This is a genomic window from Trueperella sp. HMSC08B05 (assembly GCF_001808405.1).
Taxonomy (GTDB): Bacteria; Actinomycetota; Actinomycetes; order Actinomycetales; family Actinomycetaceae; genus Trueperella; species Trueperella bernardiae.
Genome location: NZ_KV793278.1, coordinates 19,646 through 41,893, shown reverse-complemented (window position 1 = coordinate 41,893; position 22,248 = coordinate 19,646). Strand labels below are relative to the sequence as shown.

Below are 22,248 nucleotides of genomic sequence, written 5' to 3'. Positions count from 1 at the left end.
GGCCAGCCGGGCTAGTCGGTGTCGAGGTCGCCGAAGTGTTTGTCTCCGATGAACTCGCGCGGGATGCGGTCGGCGCCGTCGACGTGCTGGAGAATCCGCGGGTCGATCGGCACGCCCCGGCGCAGTACCGAAAAATGCCCGTTGGGTTCAAGGACGACGGCGGCGATTTCGTCATCGTTACGCACGCCGGCCTGGCGCAGCGCCATCCACAGCTCGGCCTCGGTGACGCGCGCGTGGCGCAGGGCGTCGGGGAAGATGTTGGTGCGTGCCATGACCACGATGGGCGGGGTGTTGATCAGGAGGTCTCCGTGCGGGTTGTGCCGTATGCGGCCCAGGATCGAGCGCATGATGAACAGCGTGACCAGCGCGATCGCGCCGCCTGCCAGGGTGGGGGTGTGGCCGAGCGTGGAGCGGCCGGCGATCGCGCCGAGGATAATGATCGCCACCATGTCGTGCGTGGCGAGGCGCGCGCTCATCCGCTGGCCGATCACGCGCAAGATGAGCAACAGCAGCGCATACATCGCCACCGTGCCCACCACCACCGCGAGCGCTTGGAGCCAGGTGATGCCGAGTAGGTCGCCGAATGTCAGGGTGTTGATCTCCATGCACCTATCATCACACCAACACGGGCCACGCACAGCTTTCCTCGGCCGGCGGACTCCCCGTGGACGTTAGATCACAGGAATTGTCGGTGGCAGTGGCTAAGATGGCACCAGTTATGGAAGGACAGTGATGGCTGGAGTGTTGAGCGTCCAAGGCGGGCATCCGCTACGCGGTGAGATCCGCGTGCGTGGAGCGAAGAACCTCGTGTCGAAGGCGATGGTGGCGGCGCTACTCACGGAGGAGACGTCCGTGTTGCGTAACGTGCCGCTGATTCGCGACGTCGACGTGGTCTCGGAGCTATTGCGCCTGCACGGCGCGAAGGTCGATTATGACCAGGCGGAGGGCGTCGTCACCATCACCCCGGGCCGGCTGCACTTGCCGGACCCGGCGAAGGTGGACGAGCTGGCCGGCTCCTCCCGCATCCCGATCCTCTTCTGCGGCCCGCTCTTGCACCGGCTGGGGGAGGCCTTCATCCCGGACCTGGGCGGCTGCCATATCGGTGATCGGCCGGTGGACTTCCACCTCAAGGTGCTCGAGGACTTCGGCGCCACGCGTGACGCCCAGGAGCTCGGCCTCCACCTCGTGGCCCCCTCCGGCCTCAAGGCGCGCAAGGTCCACCTGCCCTACCCGTCCGTGGGTGCCACCGAGCAGACCCTGCTGGCGGCCGTGCGGGCGCGCGGCATCACCGAGCTGCGCGGCGCGGCCGTGGAACCCGAGATCATGGACCTCATCGCGATCTTGCAAAAGATGGGCGCGCTCATCACAGTGGACACCGATCGCACCATCCACATCGAGGGCGTGGAGGAGCTCCACGGCTACACCCACACCGCGCTACCAGACCGGATCGAGGCGGGTTCGTGGGCGTGTGCGGCGCTGGCCACCGGCGGCGACATCACCGTGCGCGGGGCCGAGCAGGAATCGATGATGAACTTCCTCAATGTCTTCCGCAAGGTGGGCGGCAAGTTCGACGTGCTCGACGACGGGATCCGCTTCTGGCACCCCGGCACGCCACTCAAATCCATTCCGCTTGAGACCGACGTGCACCCCGGTTTTATGACCGACTGGCAGCAGCCCATGGTCGTGGCCCTCACCCAAGCCGAAGGCGTGTCGATCGTCCACGAAACCGTGTACGAAAACCGCTTCGGATTCACCAAGGCGCTCAACCAGATGGGCGCGAAGATCCAGGTCTACCGCGAGTGCCTGGGCTCCAAGGGGTGCCGGTTCGGCCAGGAGAACTACTACCACTCCGCCGTCATTCAGGGCCCCACCAAGCTCCACGCCGCGGACATTGAGGTGCCGGACCTGCGCGGAGGCTTCTCCCATCTCATCGCCGCCCTCGCGGCCGAGGGCGAATCGCACGTGGTGGGCATCGACATCATCAACCGCGGGTACGAGCACTTCATGCGCAAACTGGCGGCCGTGGGCGCCGTCGTTGAGCGGGTCGCCTAGCTGTACTAGCCCGACGACGCCCGCGCGGCTCTATGCCGTCCGCGGGTCGTTGCTACCTATTTTTAGAGTCGCCGCTCGTTGCCGCTTACTCGTCGGCTCGGCGGTTCACTGCCGCCTACTCGTCGAAGTAGACGCGCAGCACGGCGTCGGTGCCGCCGTCGGCATTGGGCTGGCTGGTGACCTCGATGGAGTAGGGCAGGCGTGCCTCGGCGCCAATGGTCACGGTGTGTTGTCCTTCGAACGGGCCGGCAACTGCGAGCCGGGTCATGCCCGTGGTCTCGGTCTGGCTGAGGGTGAAGGCGGACGTGTCATACTCGTCCGGTTCGGGCAGGCGTAGGCCAGCCACGTGGATCTGCAGCACGTTGTCGGAGTGGACGTCGATCGGCAGGCCCGAGCCCTCCTCGACGGCCTGGTCCGCCCAGCCGTCCGTGTACCAGCTCAGTTCGCCCGTGCCGTCCCACGTGTAGATGATGTCCACGTAGTTGTAGCCATAGTTGACGGCGTAGGGCAGGGCCTGGGCCGAAATGTCCGGCCAGTTCTCGGACTGGGAGGCCTTGTTTTCCGGGGTGTAGGGCACCGACGGTTCGGCGCTGGGGAGCGCGGGCTGCTCGGGCTCGGTCTCGGTTTGCGTTGGCTCCTCGGTCGGCTCGGGAGTTGCGGTCTTGGTGGCCGACGGGGTCGGCGTCGTTGGCGCGGGAGTGGTGTCGGACGCGCCTGGATCCTGCGTACATGCGGCAAGCGCCAACACGGCGGCCGCGGCAAAAAGGTGTGTCTTCACGTTTCCTCCTTCATGTTGCTTAACAGACTAACGCGGCTCACCGACACTGTGAACCTCCTCGGGTAGTCTTAAGTGGTGAAGAGAATTCGTATTGCCGTCATTTACGGCGGGATTTCCGGGGAACACTCGATTTCGTGCGCCACCGCGGGCGCGGTTATGAGGGCGCTCGATCCGGATCGTTACGACGTCGTCAGCATCGGCATCCGCCGTGACGGCACTTGGGTGCCGGGGGAGACGGACCCCGAGGCGCTCGACATGTCCCACGGGTTGACCGAGGTGGGTCCTTCCGATCGGCGCATCGTGATCCCGCCGGGGGACGGTAGCCAGTCGCTACTCGAGGTCGGGGGCGGGCAGGTGCGTGAGCTGGGCGCGGTCGACGTCGTCTTCCCCGTTCTGCACGGACCCTTCGGGGAGGACGGCACCATCCAGGGCCTGCTCGAGATGGCCGGCATCCCGTATGTGGGCTGCGGCGTATTGGCGTCGGCTGCTGGGATGGACAAGGATTTCATGAAGCAGGTGCTGATCGGGGCGGGGTTGCCGGTGGGGCCGTACGTGGCCGTCACCGCTCACCGTTGGCGTGCCGAGCGCGACGCCGTGCTCGCGGAGGTCGCGGAGCTTGAGTTCCCGGTGTATGTCAAGCCGGCGCGTGCAGGGTCCTCGCTGGGGATCTCCAAGGTGGAGCGCCTGGAGGGCGTGGCCGCCGCGGTGGAGGTGGCCCAGGCGCATGACCCGAAGGTGGTGATCGAGCAGGGGATTGCCGGGCGTGAGGTCGAGTGCGCTGTGCTCGGTGGGCGTGGGGATGAACCGGCCCGAGCCTCGGTGTTGGGCGAGGTGCTGCTTGAGGCCCCGGCCGGCGGCTTCTACGACTTCGACTCCAAATACGTTTCCACCGACGGTCTCACCATGTCGATCCCCGCCGAGCTGGATGAGGAGACCACGCGGCGCGTGGGAGAGATCGCCGTGCGGACTTTCGATGCCTTCGAGTGCGAGGGGCTCACGCGCGTGGACTTTTTCGTTGCCGGCGGCGAGCCGATCGTCAACGAGATCAACACGATGCCTGGCTTTACGCCGTTCTCCATGTATCCGGCCCTGTGGGGCCAGGCCGGGCTGTCCTATGGCGAGCTCGTCGACGAGCTCGTCGGGCTGGCCCTCGAGCGGCCGCGCGGGCTGCGCTAGCCGGGCGCTGGAACGGGCCGGACGACGGCGTCGTCGGGCATGCGTTGCGGGTGGCTGGACGGCGGGCGCGGGGCGACTGGGCGGCGTCGTGCGCTGTGAGAGAGCACACCACCAGAATAGTTGAAAGTTCGACTAGTCGATCTTAACCTGAACGTGTAACGCGAAGTTCGCGAATAACACCTACGGGAAGGTCCAACATGAAGATCGTTTACCTGGTCGGCTCCGCTTCGGCGAGCTCCATCAACCGTCAGCTTGCCAACACGCTCGTGGAACTCGCGCCGGAGGGCGTCGAGATGGTCGAGGCCGAGATCAAGGACCTGCCGCACTACAACCGTGACTACGACGCGGCCTACCCCGAGGTGGCCGTCAAGTTTAAGGAGCTGCTGGCTTCCGCCGACGGCGTCCTGTTCATCACCCCCGAGCACAACCGCATGTTCTCGGCACTGCTCCACAACGCGATCGAGTGGTCGTCGCGCCCGTGGGGGCAGTGGTCGCTAGCGGGTAAGCCCGTGGCGGTGACTGGTGCGGCGCCCTCTGGGGTTGGCACGGCGCTGGCCCAGTCGCACCTGCGCAGCACCCTGCTGTTCTTCGGCCCGAAGCTCATGACCCAGCCCGAGGCCTACATCGACGCCACCCGGACCGGCCAGCTCGAGGATGGCGTGATCACGAACGAAACCTCGCGCGAGATCATCGCGAACTTCATCGCCGCGTTTGCCCAGTTCATCGAGGATAACAAGTAGGGCCGTGGCCGTTTGCTAGGGTGAGCACATGCTCATCTCGCACACCACCGAAGACGACCTCATCTCACGCTTCCTACCCCTTCTGCCGCGCGGCGAAGGGGTAGACGTGCCTTCGGGGGACGACTGTGCCGTGCTCGCCATGGCCGGGGCGGCCGCGATCTCCACCGACATGCTCGTGGAAGGCCACCACTTCCGGCGCGACTGGTCAGGCGGGGCCGACATCGGCTTCCGGGCCGCCATGCAAAACCTCGCCGACGCCGTGGCCATGGGAGCCCGGCCCCGCACGCTTGTCATCTCGCTCGGCCTGCCCGGCTCGCTCGAGGTGGAGTGGGTGGAGGACTTTGCGCGCGGGTTGGCGGAGGCGTGTGCGCCACTGGGGGTTGGCGTGGACGGAGGAGACCTGGTGGGCTCGGAGGCGATCGTCATTGGCGTGACCGTGCTGGGCGACATGGAGGGGCGCGCGCCCCTGCGCCGCTCCGACGCCCAGATCGGGGACCGGGTGATTCACGCCGGGAACCTCGGGCACGGTGCGGCCGGGTTAGCCCTGCTCGAGGCCGGGGTGGACATCGACGCGGCGGTGGCCGGGCTCGTGGACGACTTCAAGCGGCCCAAGCCGCCGCTCGATGCCGCGCTCGCCGCGGCGATGGCCGGGGGCGTGACGGCAATGATGGACCTCTCCGATGGCCTCGTCCGCGATGCGCGGCGCCTAGCGAAGGCCTCCGGGGTGTGGATCGACTTCGACCCACGCTCACTTGAAAGGAAGCTGGGGCCGCTGGGCCGGGCAGCCGGTCGGCTCCACGCCGACCGGCGCGAATGGCTCCTCACCGGCGGGGAGGACCACGGGTTCATCGCCACGATCCGCCCCGGCGTCGCCCTGCCGGAGGGCTTCATCGACATCGGCGAGGTCATGGGCGCCTCCAACGGCGGGCGCGTGACTGTGGGCAACCGCGAAGTGGCAGGGTTTGGCGGCTGGGACCACTTCGGGGCCGGAACGGAGGAGTAGGCTAGTCGTCCTTGGCCCGGCGAGCAACCTCGGCCTGGAGAAGCCGCGCCACGGCGTCGTCAACCTTCGGCAAACGCCACCGGCACGTCTCAAGCACCTCAGGGCTGGCGAGCGCGGCCGCCACGGGGTAGCCGATGCGGCTGAGCCAGGCGACGTCGTTCTCCGAATCACCGACGCCGAGCCCGTCCTCGGCCCGCAGGCCCCGCACGGCGAGCGCCCTTTCGATCCCCTCCCACTTCGTGACCCCGGGGGCCACGATGTCGAGGAAGTTGGCATGCGAGCGCGTGGTGGTGGGGAAGCGCTTGGTGAACGCGCCGATCACGTCGTCCATGTGGTCGGGCGTGGCCGCGGCAAGCGAGACCTTGGTGGCGTGGGCGGGGGTGAACTGGTCGAGGTCGAGCACGGGCTGGCCCTCGCTCGCGTTCTCGTTGATCTCGAGCATGCCCATCGCATCCAGTGCGGCGCGGTCAGCGTAGATGCGCTCCTCGTCAAAGTAGAAGGGGACCAGGCCGTTGCCGTGGGCCATCGCCGTGACCTGCTCAACCTCCTCGACATCCATGTAATGCGCCGAGACGATATCCTTCCCGTTCCACACCACGCCGCCGCCGGCTGCGATCACCCACGCGTGAATCCCCGCCCGGCGCACCAGGTTCGCGCCCCCGTTGAGCAGGCGCCCGGTGGCCAACGCGATCGGCACGCCGGCGTCGTCAAGCGCACGCAACGCGGCGATCGTGACGTCGGAAGTGATGGAGTGCTCGTCCGTGAGCGTGCCGTCGATGTCGAAAACCGCGTGTTTGAGTGCGCCGCGGGGCCAGGGCAGGTTGTCAAAGTCGAGGACCGGGGTTCTCATTGGTACTTCCAGATTCAATCGTGTTAGCGAACAATCGTGGGACTAGTGTCCCAAAAAGCTCCACAACTCGTTTTTCAAGACGAAGTGTCCCGTAGTTGTTGTGAATAATTCTAATTCTCCTGACATCAAACATCATATGATGGTGTTAAGGAAATGGAGGCGAGGCATGGGCACACGGCAAAAACAGCAACCCGGGTGGCTGAGGCGCACCTGGCGAGCTTTCGTCTCCACATTTTCGGGCTGGAAGGGCATCGTCCTCGCCGCCCTCGTCGGTGCGGTCATTGGCGTGGGGGCGATGACGCTCCAGGCTGCCGGCTTCACCAACTATTTTGGCAACGACCCCCAGACATGCAATTCGTGCCACGCGATGAACGAACAGTACAACGCGTATGTGCGAGGAAGTCACGCCAACGTTGCCACGTGCAACGACTGTCATGCTCCGCATGAGAATCTCGTTGCCAAGTACATCAACAAGGCCGAAAACGGCTTCATGCACTCCTTGAAGTTCACCGTGGGTAACTACCCTGAGAACATCAAGATTCGCCCACACAATCAAGAAGTCGTGGAACACGCCTGCCGCTATTGCCATGCGGATCTTGTGGACCAGGTTAACCACGGCTTCCTCGAAAGAAATGAAGAAATGTCGTGCGTCAAGTGCCACGACGGCGTTGGACACGCGAGGTGAGAATAGTGAGTAACGAGGAATTCGAAGTAGTTCCCCCCCCCGATGGTGCTGGTGCATCGACCGCGACGAAGAAGACGTGGCCCGCCGTCGTCGTCCTCGTCGTGGTAGCCCTTGCCGCCGCGTTCATCACGTGGCTGTTCATGGACATTATGGACAAGAAGCAAGAGGCTGCCCATCCGTGGTCGCCCGTGGCGGAGATTACCGACACCACGTTTGATCCCGCAGTGTGGGGAGAAAACTGGCCCAAGCAATACGAAGGCTATATGGCGACGTCGGAGATGGATCCGAACAATAAGGTGGCCAACACCGATCCGTCCGTCCCCGAAGACACACGCGAATTTAAGACGCGTTCCAAGCTCGCCATCGAACCGCGTCTTGTGTCCATCTGGAAGGGCTATGCCTTCTCGGTCGAGTACAACGAGCCGCGCGGACACGCCTACATGCTCGACGACCAGAAGTACGTCAAGCGCATGACTGACTTCAACCAGCCCGGCGCCTGCCTTAACTGCCATTCCTCGGTCCCGGAGGTCGTTAACGCCCTTAATCCTGACGATCCGGCAGATGGCTGGGCACAGATGAACAAGCTTCCCTACTCGGAGGTCGTGCAACACGCGGGTGGCCCGATTGGCTGTATCGACTGTCACGATCCGGCGACCATGAAGCTGCGTGTCACCCGCCCCGCGTTCATTGAAGGCATCCGCGCAGTCAAGGCGTTGGAGGGCATCGAGGATTACGACGTCAACCGAGATGCCACCAACCAGGAAATGCGGAGCTTCGTGTGTGGACAGTGCCATGTGGAGTACTACTTCAAGGGCGAGGGGAAGACCCTCACCTTCCCCTGGACGAAGGGTCTGACCGTCGATGACGCCATCGCGTACTACGACGAGATCGGCTTCTCCGACTTCGAACATGCCACGACGGGAGCCAAAGTCATCAAGGCTCAGCACCCGGACTTCGAAACCTGGTCACAGGGCATCCACGCCGACAACGGCGTGACCTGCGCGGACTGCCATATGCCCTACAAGCGTGACGGCGCCGCGAAGATCAGCGATCACCAGGTGCGCTCGCCGATGCTAGACAACGCCTCCATCAACGCGGCGTGCCTGACCTGCCACCACTCTTCCGAAGACGAGATGCGTGGCCGTGTTGAGACAATCCAGAACCGATGGGGCGATGCTAAGGATGTTGCCTTCACTGCCGTGCAGGGCCTGCTTGATGACCTGGAGCAGATGAAGGGATCCGTTGATCAGGCCACCTTGGAAAAGGCCTATGACTTCCAGCGCAAGGCGCAGTTCATGGTTGACTACTCCGTCTCCGAGAACTCTCGAGGGTTCCATGCGCCAGGGTATTCACTGGCGGTGCTCAACGCCGCTACCGACTACGCCCGCGCCGGCCAGCTAGCACTCAGGGGTGTCGACGTTGACATCCAGCGCACCCCGGATAGCTATGACATCAAGCCGGTCGACCGGCCCGGCCCCAAGTAAAGAACCAGTAGCCGAAGGTCCCGATAGTGGTGCGGCGTCCCAGGGCGCCGCACCACACCATTGAGAAGAGTGAGCATGCCGCCATCAGGTCCCAAGGACGATCTCCCCCACGAAGAGACGGGCGATCCCGACGTCGTCGATGCCGACGTGGTCGATATTGACACGTACGAGGAGGACGACGGAAGTGATTCCCCGCCCAAGCCGGTTCGGGCCAAGGCGGCGCCTACCTCCCGCCCAGGGACCTCGCCGGCTGCGGGAGAGAAGAAAACAATCAACAAGCTCACGTTCGTGTTGACGGTTCTGCTGGCGATCGCCGTCGTGATCATTGTTCGGCAGGCCGGGCTGGGCCCGTCGGCGAATGACAACCCGACCCTTCCCGCGAACCACCCGGATATTTCTCAGATGGACATGGGCCAGATGGCGACCCTTGATGAAGAAAAGGTCGCCGAGCTTAACCAGAAGATCGAGGATAATCCGCAGGATGTGGATACCCTCAAGGAGTTGGGCAAGACCTACGTGGACGCCCGTCAGTACCAGAACGCGCTCGATGCCCTCAACAAAGCGATCGAAGTAGCCCCCGATGATATGGAAAGCCACCTCATGGCTGGCGTGTGCAAGTACTCGCTCAACAACTTCGAAGGCGCGAAGGAGAGCTGGATGAAGGCCACTGAACTCGATCCGACGAAGGCCGAGCCGTGGTTCAACCTTGGATTTGTTTATCTCATGGAGGAGCCCGTCGACGAGGCTGAGCTGACGCGCGTGTGGGACAAGGTCCTCGAACTGGCGCCCGACTCTGACATGGCCGCCGACATCATGAAGTACCGCGAGAGCGCCGAGACAAATGGAGATTAGTGTCCTCCTTTCCTTCGCGGCTGGGATCATCGCCTTCGCCTCACCCTGTTTCCTCCCGGTCGTGCCGGTCTTCGTCGGCCAGATCGTTGGGGGAGATCCGGGAGAGGTCTCACGTAGCCGCGCCGGATGGCACGCCGTGGCGTTTATGGTGGGGTTCTCGGTCATTTTTATGACGATCTGGCTGTCCATCGCGGCGGTAGGGAACGTCCTCGGACAGTACTCGAACGTCCTTCGGATCGGCGGCGGCGCGATCCTGATCGTTATGGGCCTGCACATGGCTCGCCTTATCTCAATTCCCGTACTCGACCAACTGATCCGCGGGGATCTCAAGGGACCGGCGGGGATTCGCAACGGCACGGCCCGCTCAGCTCTCATGGGCGTGGTTTTTGGTGCGGGCTGGACCCCGTGCATCGGCCCGATCCTTGGCGGCATCCTTGCCCTTGCTGTTCAAAGTGAGACGGCATGGCAAGGTGCCCTCATGATGGCAGTTTTTTGCCTTGGCTTGGGGCTTCCGATCGTGGCCGTGGCCATCGGCGCGGTTGACCTTCACAAACGCTTCGGATTCTTTCGTCGTAACCATAGGCTGGTGGAGCTTCTCGCCGGCACTCTGCTCATTGTTATGGGCTTCCTCATGATCACCAACCTGTTCGCACGCCTGGCCACGCTGGTTCCGGCCTTGCTGTAGGAGGAGAAGAAGTGTCTGATCAAAACACGGCCACCCACGAACCTGAGCAGGTGGATGCTCTCGACGGCGCCCGCATCTCTGGCGCCGAGGTGTGGCGTACTATTTATGCCCTCTTCTACAACAAGAAGATCGGTCTACTTCTCATCCTGATCGTGACGATCCTCAGCCTGATCGGTGTAGTCTTCCCGCAGGCCAACTCGTACGTCGTGGCCGATGAGGCGGCGTGGGAGGATTTCCTCACGAACCTGACACCGGTATACGGCGGGTGGACGAGAATTCTGGCGGCGATCGGTTTCTTCAACATGTTCTCCTCATGGCTGTTCAGGATCATGATGATCCTGCTGTGCCTGAGTATCATCGGTTGCACCACTCACCGCATTCCGCTTCTGTACCGCACGGCATACAAGCCGCGTAAGCGGGCGAGTGAGAACTTCTTCAACACGGCCCGCTTCCGCTACAGCGCAAGGCTGAGCGCGGACGCGGAGACAACCACGGATGCGCTGCTGGCTACGGCCAAGAGGCGCCACATGCGCGTGATCGCCGACGACGCCCAGCGCGAGTTCTTCTATCTCGATCGCTTCCACTGGGCGCCCTTTGGAACCGCGCTTTCCCACCTAGCGTTCATACTTATCATCATCGGCTTCCTCGTCACCCAGAGCATGGGCTTTCGTAACGACTTCTTCCTCGTCACTGTGGGGGAGACCCAGGAAGTCGGCTACAACACGGGCCTGAGCGCCAAGGTCGTCTCGTTCCAGGATGCCTACAACGAAGACGGCCGTCCGCTCGACTACGTCTCCCACGTCATCCTCTACAAGGACGGGCAGACCGTGGCCGATCAGAACGTCCGCGTGAACTCGCCGCTGTCCTATGACGGCGTCATGTTCCATCAAGCCTCCTTCGGTATGTCCGCTGTGGTTTCGATTTCGGGGAATGCGGGCGAACTCCGCTCCGGGGGCGTGCCATTGCGCTACACGACCAGTGACGGGGCCTACAGCTACGGCGTCGTTGAGTTGGAGGACCCGGCCCTCGAGGTCTTCGTCATCACCTCAGCGTCCGGACGCACAAACCCGGATCTCGCGCCTGGCCAGGCGCGCATTGAGGTCTACGAGTCTGGCTCGCAGGAGACGATGGATATGAAGGTGGTGGACCAAGGCCAGCCCGCCACAGTCGCCGGCCTTGACATCACATTCGAACGCGAGGCTCAGTACGCCGGCCTCATCGTCCGAAGTGACCCGGGCGCGTGGGTGGTCTGGCTTGGTAGCGCGTTGCTTATTATTGGATCAATCATGACCATGGCACTACGTCACCAGCGCATGTGGGCGTGGGTGACCGCCACCGACGATGGCTCCGTCCTCCGACTGGCCTCGCACGACAAGCGTGACCTCGGGTTCTCGCGCTATTTCCATGGATTCGGTACCGAGATCACCGAACGCATCACACAAGGAAAGGAACTCTAATGCTTGAGTTTTCCCAGATTCTCCTTTTCGCAAGCACGCTAATTGTTGCGCTTGCCTTCGGAATCTACGTCATGGCTACTTTCGTTGCGCGCAATATGAGTTCGGCCAAGCAGTCTGCGACTGTGGCTGCGCCGACATCCGCTTCGGCCGTCGTCGTGGAATCGAACGTCACCAGCACCGAGACCCAGGTCCAACCCATGCAGGCCAGGGGGCTTCCGCGCATGGGCAACCTGCTCGAAAAGCTAGCCTTCCTCACCCTCACTGCCTCGGTCATTGTGCGCTACATCGCCACCGGTGAACCTCCGCTGGCCAACCAATACGAGTTCGCCACAGCCTTCGTATGGGGAATGCTTGCCTTCCAGATCTACTTCGAGCACCGCTACCGTATCCGCACGCTAGCGTTGTTCACGTTACCGGTCATTCTTGGCATGCTCATTTACGTGACCTCGTTGGACTTCGCCAAGGAGCCTCTCATGCCGGCACTCCAGAATAGTCCGCTACTGACCCTGCACGTGTTCACCGCTGCGCTGTCCTACGGCGCGGCAGTCATCGGATTCGGCGCCGCGATCATGTATCTGCTCGCACCGAAGGTCACCTGGCGCGGTTGGCCGAGGCCGGAGATCCTCGAGGAGCTCGGCTACAAATCGGTGGTCTTCGCCTTCCCGCTGTTGACCATCATGATCGTACTGGGAGCCATATGGGGCAACATCGCGTGGGGCCGTTACTGGGGATGGGATCCGAAGGAAACCTCGGCGCTAGTAACGTGGTTGATCTATGGCGCCTACGTCCATGCCCGTGTGGTTCGCGGCTGGCGCGGACGGAAGTCCGCATGGCTCCTAGTTCTGGGCTTTAGTGCCGTCCTGTTCACATTCTTCGGTAACCTGTGGTTTGATAGCCTGCACTCCTACGCTTAGATCTGCTACAAGGGAGAAATGTGAGTACGACTGATTGGCGCACCGGTATTCGCGAGTCGAAATACGGCACGATGATGGTGCTGATAGTGACGACGCTACTTGTTTTGGCGGGCGCATGGATCGTCTCCGGTTCGAGCTTTGGCGAGAGCTTGCTCGGCAAGGATGACACCCCTGCGGGTAGTGGCAAGGTCAGCCAGGTCGATGTCGACAGTGCACAACCCGCGCCAACGGTTGGCGAGCCCGCCCCAGCTTTTACCGCAGTCGACGTCGCAGGCAACGAGGTTTCCCTCGAGGCGCTGCATGGCAAGCCGGTGTGGCTGCTATTCGCGGCGACCTGGTGTCAGGGTTGCCGCGCGGAGATGCCCGATGTGCAGGCCGTTGCTGACGCGCGCGACGACGTCGAAGTTGTGGTCGCGTTCGTGGGCGAGCAAGACAACACCGTGAGCGGCTATCTTTCGCGTGCGGGATATGACTTCGCCGCAGTGGCCGACGAGTCAAACGATCTTTCGCGCGCATACGGGGTTCTTGGCATCCCGGCTCACTTCCTGATCGACGCCGAGGGCAACGTGGCGAACTATCGTGTGGGCGTGCTGTCGGAAGACTCGATCGAGGAGTTCCTCTCCGCCGCAAAATAAGGAGCGGGGCCACGGTGTGCTGCTTGGGAGTAGAGGACAACCCGATAGACGCAACGGTAATCCCGTAGATTCTCGCCAAGAACCGACAGAATGATGCGACATCTGGTGGCTTAACGTAACAGCTATGAGGCCGGAGCACTCATGTGGGGCTCATGCACCGGCATAAGACTCGCAAGCGCGGGCATAAAAAATGAGGCGGGATCTCCCGCCTCATTTGCATCTAAGAGCTAGATGTTGCGCGTCACCTTGCCGGCCTTGAGGCAGCTGGTGCACACGTTCAGACGCTTCGGCGTCCCATTGACGAGAGCCCGAATGCGCTGGATGTTCGGGTTCCAACGACGGTTGGTGCGCACGTGGGAGTGCGACACAGACTTACCGAAACCAGGGCCCTTGCCGCAGACTTCACATACAGAGGCCACGGTTATCTCCTTCGTTTGGGTTGAGAGCGCGCTCTCGCGCTCCTTGAAGCAACTTAAAGATGATAGCCGACGACGCATGCAAATTCCAACGTACCGGGCCAGTGGGATTGCGCACGTCTACCGCGGCTCGGCCGGAACGGCCGAGCCGCCATTCGTTCGCAGCTGCACGGTAACCTAGTAGCTGGAGGAAAGATGTCGGATCGAATGGCTGCTACCACGGCGGAGTCGTGGACGGCTCTCACGCGCCCGCTCGAGCGGGTCTTAGGTGCGCGCACCGGCGCAGCGTTTTCCAAAATGGGCCTGCACACGGTGGGCGACCTCCTAGATCACATTCCCTTCCGCCTGGCCCGGCGCGGCGAGCTCCTGCCGATTGAGGCGGTGCAAGAGGGAGAAGCGGTGACGGTGGTGGCCCGGATCGTCGATTCCCAGGTCCGGCCCATGCACTCCCGGCGCGGCTACATCTTATCCGTGGTGATTTCCGACGGGCGCCACACTCTTAACCTCACCTTCTTTGCCAAGTCCTCCCGTCCGCTGCACTTTCACGCCGCCAAGCTGCGCCCCGGCACGCTCGCCACCTTTTCCGGCACGATCACCTCCTACCGCGGCCAGCTCCAGCTTTCCCACCCGGAGTATGAGGTGGTGGAGGACGAGGCGGAGGTCGATCCGGCAAAGATTGCTCAGCCGATCCCGATCTACCACGCTGCCGCAAAGCTGCCCTCGTGGAAGATCGCCAAGGCCGTGGATGTCACGCTTGCCTCGCTGACCCCGAGCGACGTGCCCGATCCCCTCCCTGAAGACTACCTTGCCGATCACTCGCTGCCTGGCCGCTTCGAGGCGCTGCGCGCGGCTCACCAGCCGACCAGCGAGGAGGAGTGGCACAGCGCCATTGCGCGGTTCAAGCACGAGGAGGCCTTCGTGCTCCAGGCGTTGCTCGCCCAGCGGGCGGTCGACGCCGCCGCACACCCGGCGCCCGCGATGGCGCCCCGCGAGGGTGGCATCCTCGCGGCATTCGACGCCCGCCTTCCCTTCGATCTGACCGCCGGCCAGCGCGCGGTAGGTCAAGAGCTGGCCGCCGAGCTCGCCACCGCCAGCCCGATGCGCCGCCTTTTGCAGGGCGACGTCGGATCGGGCAAGACTGTCGTCGCCTTGCGTGCCATGCTCCAGGCGGTCGACGCCGGGCGTCAGGCCGTCCTCGTGGCGCCCACCGAGGTGCTCGCCGCCCAGCACTACGCCTCCTTTCAGTCGATGCTGGGGGAGCTGGGGATGGCAGGCCAGCTCGGAGCGGCCGCGCAGGCCACGTCGATTGAGCTACTGACGGGCTCGTTGCCCGCGGCGAAGAAACGCGCAACGCTCGCCGCGATCGCCTCGGGCGCGGCTGGGATCGTGGTTGGCACCCACGCCCTGTTTGAGGACATGGTCCAGATCCCGTTCCTCGGCCTCGTGGTGATCGATGAGCAGCACCGCTTCGGGGTGGATCAGCGCGACCGCCTCGCCGCCGGTGCCCACCTCCTCGTCATGACGGCCACGCCGATACCGCGAACGATCGCGATGACTTCCTTCGGGGAGCTGCAGGTCTCGACCCTGCGCGAGCAGCCCGAGGGGCGCCGAGCGATCGCCACGAACCTGGTCCCGGCCATGAACGAACGCTGGGTGGAACGGGTCTGGGAGCGGGCCCGTGAGGAGATCGACGCCGGCGGCCGGGTCTACGTCGTCTGCCCGCGAATCTCCGCCACGGCCGAGGAGGAGGCGCCGGGCGACGCCGGCCCCGATGCCCTCGCCAACTTGGGCGAGCAGCTCGCCATCGACGACTTCGAGCCCGCCTCGGTCGAATCGGTCCTCGCCCAGGTGCGCGCCAAGCCGGTGCTCGCGGGGGTTGAGATTGGTGCGGTTCACGGCCGCATGGATGCCGAGGACAAGGCCCGCGCGATGGACGACTTCGCCTCCGGCCGCGCGCCCCTGCTCGTGTCCACCACGGTGATTGAGGTGGGCGTGGACGTGCCGCAGGCCACGATGATGGTGATTCTCGACGCCGAACGCTTCGGCCTGTCCCAGCTCCACCAGTTGCGCGGGCGCGTGGGGCGCGGCCAGAGGGAGTCGATCTGCCTGGCGGTCCACCACGCACTGGACGGCACGGTGGCCTTCGAGCGCCTGGCTGCCTTCGCCTCCACCACCGACGGCTTCGCCCTGGCGGAGAAGGACCTCGAACTGCGCAGCGAGGGGAACGTGTTGGGGGCGGCGCAAAGCGGGCGGTCGTCGTCGCTGAAATACGTGCGCGTGCGCACGGACGAAGAGCTCATCGGGGTAGCACGAGCCGCGGCCCGCGCGCTCGTGACGGCCGACGCCACGCTCGCCGACCACCCCGCCCTGCGTGCCGCGATCGAGGCGGCTAGCTCCGATTCCACCGACTACCTGGAGAAGACATGACCAGAATCGTGGCAGGCACCGCCGGCGGGCGCAACCTGCAGGTGCCCAAGTCCGGAACGCGCCCCACGTCGGAGCGCGTGCGGGAGGCGATGTTTTCCCGCCTCGAGCACTACGGCTACATCGAGGGCTGCGCCGTGCTCGATCTGTACGCGGGCTCGGCGGCACTCGGGCTCGAGGCGAAGTCCCGCGGGGCGCGCAGCGTGGTGAGCGTGGAGGCCAGCCGGCAGGCGGCCGGCGTGGCGCGCGCCAACGCGAAGGCGACGGGGCTGGAGATCGACGTCGTGCCCATGAAGGCCGAAACGTACCTCGCCACCGAGCCCTCCGAACGCTTCGACCTGGCGTTCCTCGACCCGCCTTATGACATCGGGGAGGGGGCCCTCGCGCTCGTGCTTGAGCTCCTCGTGCCGCACCTGGCCGCGGACGCGATGGTGGTGGTCGAGCGCTCGAAGCACTCCCCGGAGCCGGCCTGGCCCGAGGGCCTCGAGCTCGACGACGACCGCACGTGGGGCGACACCCGCGTCTGGTCCGCAGTGATGGCGGGGGAGGGTAGACTGGAGCCATGACACTAGCGGTTTGCCCGGGATCCTTCGATCCGCTCACTCTTGGCCACATTGACGTGATTGAGAGGGCGCGGGGGATGTTTGACGAGGTCGTGGTGGCCGTGAGTCATAACGCGAAGAAGACCTACCTGTTCAGCCTCGACGAGCGCGTGGAGCTGGCGCGTGAGGCGCTCGCCGGCGTCGGCGGGGTGCGGGTGGAGGCGGCCACCGGGCTGATTGCGGACTTTGCGCGCGAGCGCAGGGCGGCGGCGATCGTCAAGGGCCTGCGCGGGGCGGCGGATTACGACGCCGAACAGGCCATGGCGCTGCTCAACCGGCACCTGTCCCACATTGAGACCGTGTTTGTTATGGGCGATCCGGCGCTGAGCCACATAGCATCTTCCTTCGTTAAGGAAATAGCCTCTTACGGGGGTACAATCGACGATCTGGTGACGCCGAATGTTGCGCGTGCACTGAGGAAGGTCAATTCATGAACGAACAAGGCGAATCGCTGCTCGAGATCCTGGACGAGCTGGTGGAGATTGTGTCCCACGCGAAGTCTTTGCCGATGTCGGCGTCGGTGATGGTCAACCGCTCAGAGTTGCTGGACCTGCTGGAGACGGCGCGGGAGATCGTGCCCGATCAGATCGTCGCGGCGGACGAGGTGTTGCAGGAGGCGTCGGCGGTGTCGGAGTCGGCGCGTCAGGATGCGGATGCGATCCGCGAGCGCGCCGAACAGGACGCGGCCACGATCGTGGCGGAGGCCCGCGAGCAGGCCTCGCGCCTGGTGGCCCAGGATCAGATCACGATCGCGGCGAAGTCGCAGGCCACCCGCATTCTGGACGAGGCGCAGACGAAGGCCGAGCACATGAAGCGCGGCGCGGACGATTATGCGGCCACCACGCTTGACCAGCTGTCGGAGGAGCTCGGCGGTCTGCTCGAGCAGATCGCGGCCGGCCGCGCCCACCTGGCCAACCGCCTGGAGGATGAGTGATGACCAGCCCGTACGTCGTCTCGATCATTGACCTGCCGCGGGCGGAGGGCGCCCAGCGCGAGCTCAGCACCGAGCTGCCGGCGCCGGCCGAGTGCGGCATCCCGATGGTCCGCGTGGTGGAGGGCGACCCGATTGACCTCGATATCACGCTGCAGTCCGTCTCCGAGGGCGTGCTCGTGCAGGGCATGGTCAGCGCCACCGCGCACGGCCAATGCGCCCGGTGCCTGACCGACATCACACTCGACCTGCATGAACCAGTGGCCGAACTCGTCTTCTATCCCGAAAGCCAAAAGGCCCTCCTCGACGAGGGGGACGAAGAGGCTAAGGACATGCCGATCGTCGCCGACGACACGATCGACATGGAACCCATCGTCCGCGACGCGCTCGTGCTCGCCATGCCTCTCATCCCGCTGTGCCGCCCCGACTGCGAAGGCCTGTGCCCCGAGTGCGGCGAGCGCTGGGAGGACCTGCCCGACGGCCACGCCCACGAGTTCCTCGACCCGCGCTTCTCCGCCCTCGACGCGCTCGCGGCCCAACTTTCTCAGGAGGCCGACGACACCGACGTGTCCGACGACGCCCGCCCGGCCGGCGCCGGTGCCGGGCCTGCGGACGCGACCGGCCTCGACGGCGTCGTTGAGGACCCCCGTGCATAAGCCAATCACGCAGCGGGAGGTGGAGGCGTGGGGCGCCACGATTGATCCGCGCTACGTGGAGCCGGCGCTGACGCACCGGTCTTGGGCGTACGAGAACGGCGGCGAGCACTCGGAGCGCCTGGAGTTTCTGGGCGATTCGATCCTGGGCGCGGTGGTGACCAGCTACATTTTTGCCACGTACCCGGACATGAACGAGGGCGGGATGTCGAAGATTAAGGCGGCCGCGGTCTCGGAGCGCTCGCTGGCGGAGATCGCCCGGCGGCTGGGCCTGGGCGCGTTTATTCGGCTCGGGCACGGCGAGGAGATGTCGGGCGGGCGGGATAAGGATTCGATCCTGGCCGACACGGTGGAGGCCCTCATCGGCGGCACGTTCCTTACGCACGGCGTGGAGGTGACGAACGAGGTGGTGCTGCGCCACCTGGTTCCGCAGGTGGAGGCCGCGCAGAAGATGGGTCCGGCCCTCGATTGGCGCACGGCGTTCGAGGAGAAGGCCCGCGAGCAGGGGATCACCGGCAACCTCAGCTACGAGGTGGAGGGCGAGGGCCCGGACCACGCGCGCGTGTATACAGCCGCGGTGATCGTCGACGGGGTCAAGCGCGGGGAGGGTACGGCCACCTCGCAAAAGCAGGCCAAGCTGGAGGCCTGCAAGGCCGCCTACTACGCGCTCGGCTAGCCCGCGCCTAGCACGATGCCCGAGCTTCCCGAAGTTGAAACCATCCGCCTGGGCCTTGAGCCCATCGCGGTGGGTGCGACGGTCGTGGGCGTGGAGGTGCTGAGCCCGCGGGCAGTGCGCCGTGCGCCGGAGGGCCTGGAACCGCTGGTCGGGCGGCGAATCGAGGCGGTGGCCCGACGCGGCAAGTACCTGTGGCTCGACGCCTCCGGCCTGGCCCTCGTCGCGCACCTGGGCATGTCGGGCCAGTTCCGCGTGGGCGGGGCGGACAACCCGCACCGGCGCGCCTCGCTCTTTTTTGACGGCGGCGTCCGGCTCGACTTCGTAGACCAGCGCACGTTTGGCCACCTCATGCCCGATGTGTACGTCCCCACCGGTGACAGCGCGCCTGCCGGCCGGGGGAGCGCCGATACGCTCATCCCGCGATCCGTGGCCCACATCGGCCGCGACCCACTCGACCCGGCCTTCGACCTCGAGGCCGTCATCCGCCGCGCCCACGCCAAAGACTCCGAGATCAAGCGCATCCTGCTCGACCAGTCGGTTGCCTCCGGGGTGGGTAACATCTACGCCGACGAGGCGCTGTTTGCCGCCCGTGTTCACCCGCGCCGACTGGCCAGCCGCATGTCGCTGGCGAAGATCCGCGAGGTTTACCTGGCGGCGGCCGACGTCATGGCCCGGGCGGTGGAGGTGGGCGGCACGTCGTTCGATACCCTCTACGTCAACGTGGACGGCGCGGCCGGCTATTTCGACCGGGCGCTTAACGTTTACGGGCGCGGCGGGATGCCGTGCCCGGCGTGCGGAACTGCGCTGAGGCGCGAGCCGTTCATGGGCCGTTCCTCGCACTTTTGCCCCGCCTGCCAGCGCGCCCGGCACGTGCGGCCCCTGAAGAGGAAGCGTCTCGTCGAAAAGTAGGGCGATATCTGGCTAAGATGGCGGGGTGAGCACTACAGATATTTCCGTGATGATTATCGACGACCACGAGGTGGTCCGCCGCGGCATCGCTGAGGTGGTCGATCGCGCCGACGGGCTCGCCGTCGTGGCCGAGGCCGGCTCGGTGGCGGAGGCCGTGCGCCGCGCCACGCTGATGACGCCCCAGGTGGCGCTGGTGGACCTGCGCCTGCCCGACGGCACCGGCATCGATATCATCCGCGAATTTCGTGAGGTCGTCCCGAACACGAAGTCGATCGTCCTGACCTCGTTTGATGATGACGACGCGCTCGCCGAGGCGCTTGACGCCGGCGCGAAGGCCTACCTGCTGAAGTCGGTGCGTGGGGCGGAGATCACGGAGGTTATCAAGGCGGTGGCGGCCGGCCGCGTGCTGCTCGACGAGCGGACGGTGACCCGGCGCCGCGCCGACCATGCCGACCCCACTGCACACCTGACACCCTCCGAGCGCAAGGTGCTCGACCTCATCGGCGACGGCCTGTCAAACCGCGAAATCGGCGACAAGCTGGGGGTGGCCGAGAAAACGGTGAAGAACCACATCACCTCTCTCCTGTCGAAGATGGGCATGCAGCGCCGCACGCAGGTGGCGGCGTGGGTGGCCGGCCAGCGTGCCATGGGCTGGCGCAACCAGAACGGCTAATTAGCTCAACTGGGCCCTCCACACGAGAAGGGTGCCGCTGTGCCCGTCCCCACGCGGTTCGATGGAGAACGAGCCTTGGTGGCGGCGCGCCCGGGCGGCCAGGTTGGACAGGCCGGAGCGGCGGGCCAGGCTTTGTTCGATGCCGGCGCCATCGTCGAGCACGCGTATCACGATCTCGTCTGGCGTGGCATCCACGGTGACCGACACGGAGGAGGCCTTGGCATGCCGGGCGGCGTTGGACAGGCCTTCGCGGACCACAGCCACAACATCGTCGGAGATGTCGGAGCCCACCGCGTCGTCGATGAGGTGGTAGTCGGTTTCGGCGACGTCGGCGCCGTTCCAGGTGAGGAGGAGCGAGGGTGCGAAGCCGAGCGACTGGCGGGCCACGGAGGCTTCGTGCTGGAGGCGGGAGACGATCGCGGCGGACGATCCCTCGTCGCGTAGCGAGTGGACGATCTGGCGGATTTGCTTGACTGAGTCGTCGATGGCGGAGATCGCGGCATCGAGCGCTCCGGTCACGCGTTCGCCCAGCCCGCGCGAGCTCATCTCCTCGCGGATCGCGGTGATGTGCATGCCGGAGGCGAAGAGTTGCTGGATGGCGAGGTCGTGCAGGTCGCGTGAGATGCGAGCGCGCTCGTCGAGCTCGGCGGCCATCGCCTGGGCCTGGCGGGCTTCGGCTAGCCTGATCGCGATCGTGGCCTGCTTGGCGACCGACTCGGCCATCGTGAGGTCGTGCAGGTTGAACTCGCCGGTGTTGGGGTAGCGCAGTAGCAGGATGACGCCCAGGCCCATGCCCTGGGAGATGAGCGGACTATAGAGCGCGGAGCCGAACTGGCGCAGCTCGGGCACGCGGATCGTGCGCACGCGCTGCATGGAATCCACCACCACGCCCGACTGCTCGCGGATGACCGTGCGCGCCCGGCCCTCCTTGGGGAAGGGCAGTCCGACGAGTTCGTGGACGCGGGCCGGGTCGTCGGCGTCGACGATCTCGGAGATCCAGGAATCTTGGATGGAGGGCAGGATGATCATGGCGACGTCGGCGCGGGCGGCGATGCGCATTTCGTGGGCGATGACCTCGAGTGCCTCGTCCTCGTCCGTGCCTTCGAGCAGGGAGGACACGATGTGCTGGGAGGCGGTGAGCCACCGGGCGCGGTTCTGCGACTCGGCATACAGCAACGAGTTGACCACGGAGATCTCGGTGGCCTTGACCAGTAGGTGGACGAGTTCGCCGTCGTCGTCGGTAAAGGGGCTGGCCTTGTCCGAGAGGGAGAGGCGGCCCCACACCTGCTCGTTGACCGTGATAGCCACGCCCAGGAAGTTCTTCATCGCCGGGTGGTTCGGCGGGAGGGTGCCGGCGGCGTAGGCGGAGATGTCGTTGATGATGAGGTAGGAGTCGAGTGGGATGTCGTTGAACACGCCGTGGTCGATGGGCGGGTGTTCGGTCACCACTTCGGGCCCGCGTGGCATACCTTGCTGGATGAACTGGATGGTGTCGCCGTGGGAGTCGAGCACGCTGACGGCCCCGAATTCGGCGCCCGTGAGCTCGCACGCGGTCTGGACGAGGGCGCGCGAGACCTCGGTGCGGTCCAGCGAGCGAGCGATCGTGAGGATGTGGCGCGAAAACTCAGAAATCTGCTCTGAGGCCTGCATTGG

At 65.1% G+C, this 22,248-nt stretch carries 24 protein-coding genes; 19 read left to right on the top strand and 5 right to left on the bottom strand.

Annotated elements, in window-relative coordinates:
* Positions 1-11: 11 nt before the first annotated feature.
* Complete coding sequence (locus tag HMPREF3167_RS08940) at positions 12-605, bottom strand: DUF421 domain-containing protein (RefSeq protein WP_062613721.1); 594 nt, start codon at positions 603-605, stop codon at positions 12-14.
* Between the two features lie 127 nt (positions 606-732).
* Here HMPREF3167_RS08940 and murA point away from each other — a divergent pair, with 127 nt between their 5' ends.
* Positions 733-2,052 carry a UDP-N-acetylglucosamine 1-carboxyvinyltransferase gene (murA, locus tag HMPREF3167_RS08935; protein WP_180947748.1) on the top strand — a complete coding sequence of 440 codons (1,320 nt, stop codon included), beginning with the start codon at positions 733-735 and terminating at the stop codon, positions 2,050-2,052.
* Positions 2,053-2,167: 115 nt separating this feature from the next.
* Here murA and HMPREF3167_RS08930 read toward each other — a convergent pair whose 3' ends face one another.
* Entirely contained in the window at positions 2,168-2,830 is a 663-nt protein-coding gene (locus HMPREF3167_RS08930; RefSeq protein WP_062613723.1) for an AMIN-like domain-containing (lipo)protein, read from the bottom strand.
* A 75-nt stretch (positions 2,831-2,905) separates the two neighbouring features.
* Between HMPREF3167_RS08930 and HMPREF3167_RS08925 the strand changes: the two genes are divergently transcribed.
* The 3 genes from HMPREF3167_RS08925 to thiL all read left to right on the top strand — a co-directional run bounded on the left by HMPREF3167_RS08925 (position 2,906) and on the right by thiL (position 5,749).
* Positions 2,906-4,006, top strand: a complete 1,101-nt coding sequence (locus HMPREF3167_RS08925) for a D-alanine--D-alanine ligase family protein (protein WP_070446551.1) — start codon at positions 2,906-2,908, stop codon at positions 4,004-4,006.
* 197 nt (positions 4,007-4,203) lie between these two features.
* Entirely contained in the window at positions 4,204-4,746 is a 543-nt protein-coding gene (locus HMPREF3167_RS08920) for an NADPH-dependent FMN reductase (protein ID WP_068539169.1), read from the top strand.
* 28 nt (positions 4,747-4,774) lie between these two features.
* Positions 4,775-5,749 carry a thiamine-phosphate kinase gene (thiL, locus tag HMPREF3167_RS08915; RefSeq protein WP_068539167.1) on the top strand — a complete coding sequence of 325 codons (975 nt, stop codon included), beginning with the start codon at positions 4,775-4,777 and terminating at the stop codon, positions 5,747-5,749.
* A 1-nt stretch (position 5,750) separates the two neighbouring features.
* Here the strand turns inward: thiL and HMPREF3167_RS08910 are convergent, their stop codons facing one another.
* Positions 5,751-6,599 (bottom strand): HAD-IIB family hydrolase, encoded by an 849-nt coding sequence (locus tag HMPREF3167_RS08910; protein ID WP_068539165.1) that lies wholly within the window; start codon positions 6,597-6,599, stop codon positions 5,751-5,753.
* Between the two features lie 166 nt (positions 6,600-6,765).
* Between HMPREF3167_RS08910 and nrfH the strand changes: the two genes are divergently transcribed.
* The 7 genes from nrfH to HMPREF3167_RS08875 all read left to right on the top strand — a co-directional run bounded on the left by nrfH (position 6,766) and on the right by HMPREF3167_RS08875 (position 13,311).
* Positions 6,766-7,284 carry a cytochrome c nitrite reductase small subunit gene (gene nrfH, locus HMPREF3167_RS08905; protein WP_070446517.1) on the top strand — a complete coding sequence of 173 codons (519 nt, stop codon included), beginning with the start codon at positions 6,766-6,768 and terminating at the stop codon, positions 7,282-7,284.
* A 5-nt stretch (positions 7,285-7,289) separates the two neighbouring features.
* Positions 7,290-8,768, top strand: a complete 1,479-nt coding sequence (locus HMPREF3167_RS08900; protein ID WP_070446516.1) for an ammonia-forming cytochrome c nitrite reductase subunit c552 — start codon at positions 7,290-7,292, stop codon at positions 8,766-8,768.
* A 75-nt stretch (positions 8,769-8,843) separates the two neighbouring features.
* Positions 8,844-9,620, top strand: coding sequence for a tetratricopeptide repeat protein (locus HMPREF3167_RS08895; RefSeq protein WP_068539159.1), 777 nt, complete (start codon positions 8,844-8,846; stop codon positions 9,618-9,620).
* On the top strand, positions 9,610-10,305 hold the full coding sequence (locus tag HMPREF3167_RS08890) for a cytochrome c biogenesis CcdA family protein (RefSeq protein ID WP_062613730.1): 696 nt from the start codon (positions 9,610-9,612) through the stop codon (positions 10,303-10,305). Before HMPREF3167_RS08895 ends, HMPREF3167_RS08890 begins: the two co-directional genes overlap by 11 nt.
* An 11-nt stretch (positions 10,306-10,316) precedes the next feature.
* The gene (locus HMPREF3167_RS08885; protein ID WP_062613731.1) at positions 10,317-11,762 is read left to right on the top strand and encodes a cytochrome c biogenesis ResB family protein; all 1,446 of its coding nucleotides are present in this window, start codon (positions 10,317-10,319) and stop codon (positions 11,760-11,762) included.
* A complete protein-coding gene (gene ccsA / locus HMPREF3167_RS08880) occupies positions 11,762-12,676 on the top strand; it encodes a cytochrome c biogenesis protein CcsA (RefSeq protein WP_062613732.1) in 915 nt (304 codons plus the stop codon). The genes HMPREF3167_RS08885 and ccsA overlap by 1 nt, the downstream gene beginning before the upstream one ends.
* 20 nt (positions 12,677-12,696) lie before the next feature.
* Positions 12,697-13,311 (top strand): TlpA family protein disulfide reductase, encoded by a 615-nt coding sequence (locus HMPREF3167_RS08875; protein WP_083281146.1) that lies wholly within the window; start codon positions 12,697-12,699, stop codon positions 13,309-13,311.
* Positions 13,312-13,538: 227 nt separating this feature from the next.
* On the opposite strand, the gene rpmB is transcribed toward HMPREF3167_RS08875, so the two are convergent.
* The gene (rpmB, locus tag HMPREF3167_RS08870; RefSeq protein ID WP_062613734.1) at positions 13,539-13,730 is read right to left on the bottom strand and encodes a 50S ribosomal protein L28; all 192 of its coding nucleotides are present in this window, start codon (positions 13,728-13,730) and stop codon (positions 13,539-13,541) included.
* A 192-nt stretch (positions 13,731-13,922) separates the two neighbouring features.
* Here rpmB and HMPREF3167_RS08865 point away from each other — a divergent pair, with 192 nt between their 5' ends.
* Genes HMPREF3167_RS08865 through HMPREF3167_RS08830 form a run of 8 tightly spaced genes read left to right on the top strand, consistent with a single transcriptional unit; the run spans position 13,923 to position 20,595 of the window.
* On the top strand, positions 13,923-16,154 hold the full coding sequence (locus HMPREF3167_RS08865; RefSeq protein WP_148132435.1) for an ATP-dependent DNA helicase RecG: 2,232 nt from the start codon (positions 13,923-13,925) through the stop codon (positions 16,152-16,154).
* On the top strand, positions 16,151-16,717 hold the full coding sequence (locus tag HMPREF3167_RS08860) for an RsmD family RNA methyltransferase (RefSeq protein WP_062613736.1): 567 nt from the start codon (positions 16,151-16,153) through the stop codon (positions 16,715-16,717). The genes HMPREF3167_RS08865 and HMPREF3167_RS08860 overlap by 4 nt, the downstream gene beginning before the upstream one ends.
* Positions 16,714-17,187, top strand: a complete 474-nt coding sequence (coaD, locus tag HMPREF3167_RS08855; RefSeq protein WP_062613737.1) for a pantetheine-phosphate adenylyltransferase — start codon at positions 16,714-16,716, stop codon at positions 17,185-17,187. Before HMPREF3167_RS08860 ends, coaD begins: the two co-directional genes overlap by 4 nt.
* Positions 17,184-17,687 (top strand): hypothetical protein, encoded by a 504-nt coding sequence (locus HMPREF3167_RS08850; protein ID WP_062613738.1) that lies wholly within the window; start codon positions 17,184-17,186, stop codon positions 17,685-17,687. The genes coaD and HMPREF3167_RS08850 overlap by 4 nt, the downstream gene beginning before the upstream one ends.
* Positions 17,687-18,340 (top strand): YceD family protein, encoded by a 654-nt coding sequence (locus HMPREF3167_RS08845; protein WP_062613739.1) that lies wholly within the window; start codon positions 17,687-17,689, stop codon positions 18,338-18,340. The genes HMPREF3167_RS08850 and HMPREF3167_RS08845 overlap by 1 nt, the downstream gene beginning before the upstream one ends.
* On the top strand, positions 18,333-19,013 hold the full coding sequence (rnc, locus tag HMPREF3167_RS08840) for a ribonuclease III (RefSeq protein WP_101923896.1): 681 nt from the start codon (positions 18,333-18,335) through the stop codon (positions 19,011-19,013). The genes HMPREF3167_RS08845 and rnc overlap by 8 nt, the downstream gene beginning before the upstream one ends.
* Positions 19,014-19,028: 15 nt before the next feature.
* Positions 19,029-19,922, top strand: coding sequence for a bifunctional DNA-formamidopyrimidine glycosylase/DNA-(apurinic or apyrimidinic site) lyase (gene mutM / locus HMPREF3167_RS08835; protein ID WP_062613740.1), 894 nt, complete (start codon positions 19,029-19,031; stop codon positions 19,920-19,922).
* Between the two features lie 49 nt (positions 19,923-19,971).
* Positions 19,972-20,595 carry a response regulator gene (locus tag HMPREF3167_RS08830; protein WP_062613741.1) on the top strand — a complete coding sequence of 208 codons (624 nt, stop codon included), beginning with the start codon at positions 19,972-19,974 and terminating at the stop codon, positions 20,593-20,595.
* On the opposite strand, the gene HMPREF3167_RS08825 is transcribed toward HMPREF3167_RS08830, so the two are convergent.
* Complete coding sequence (locus tag HMPREF3167_RS08825; RefSeq protein ID WP_070446509.1) at positions 20,596-22,245, bottom strand: GAF domain-containing sensor histidine kinase; 1,650 nt, start codon at positions 22,243-22,245, stop codon at positions 20,596-20,598. It abuts the gene before it with no gap.
* Positions 22,246-22,248 lie beyond the last annotated feature (3 nt).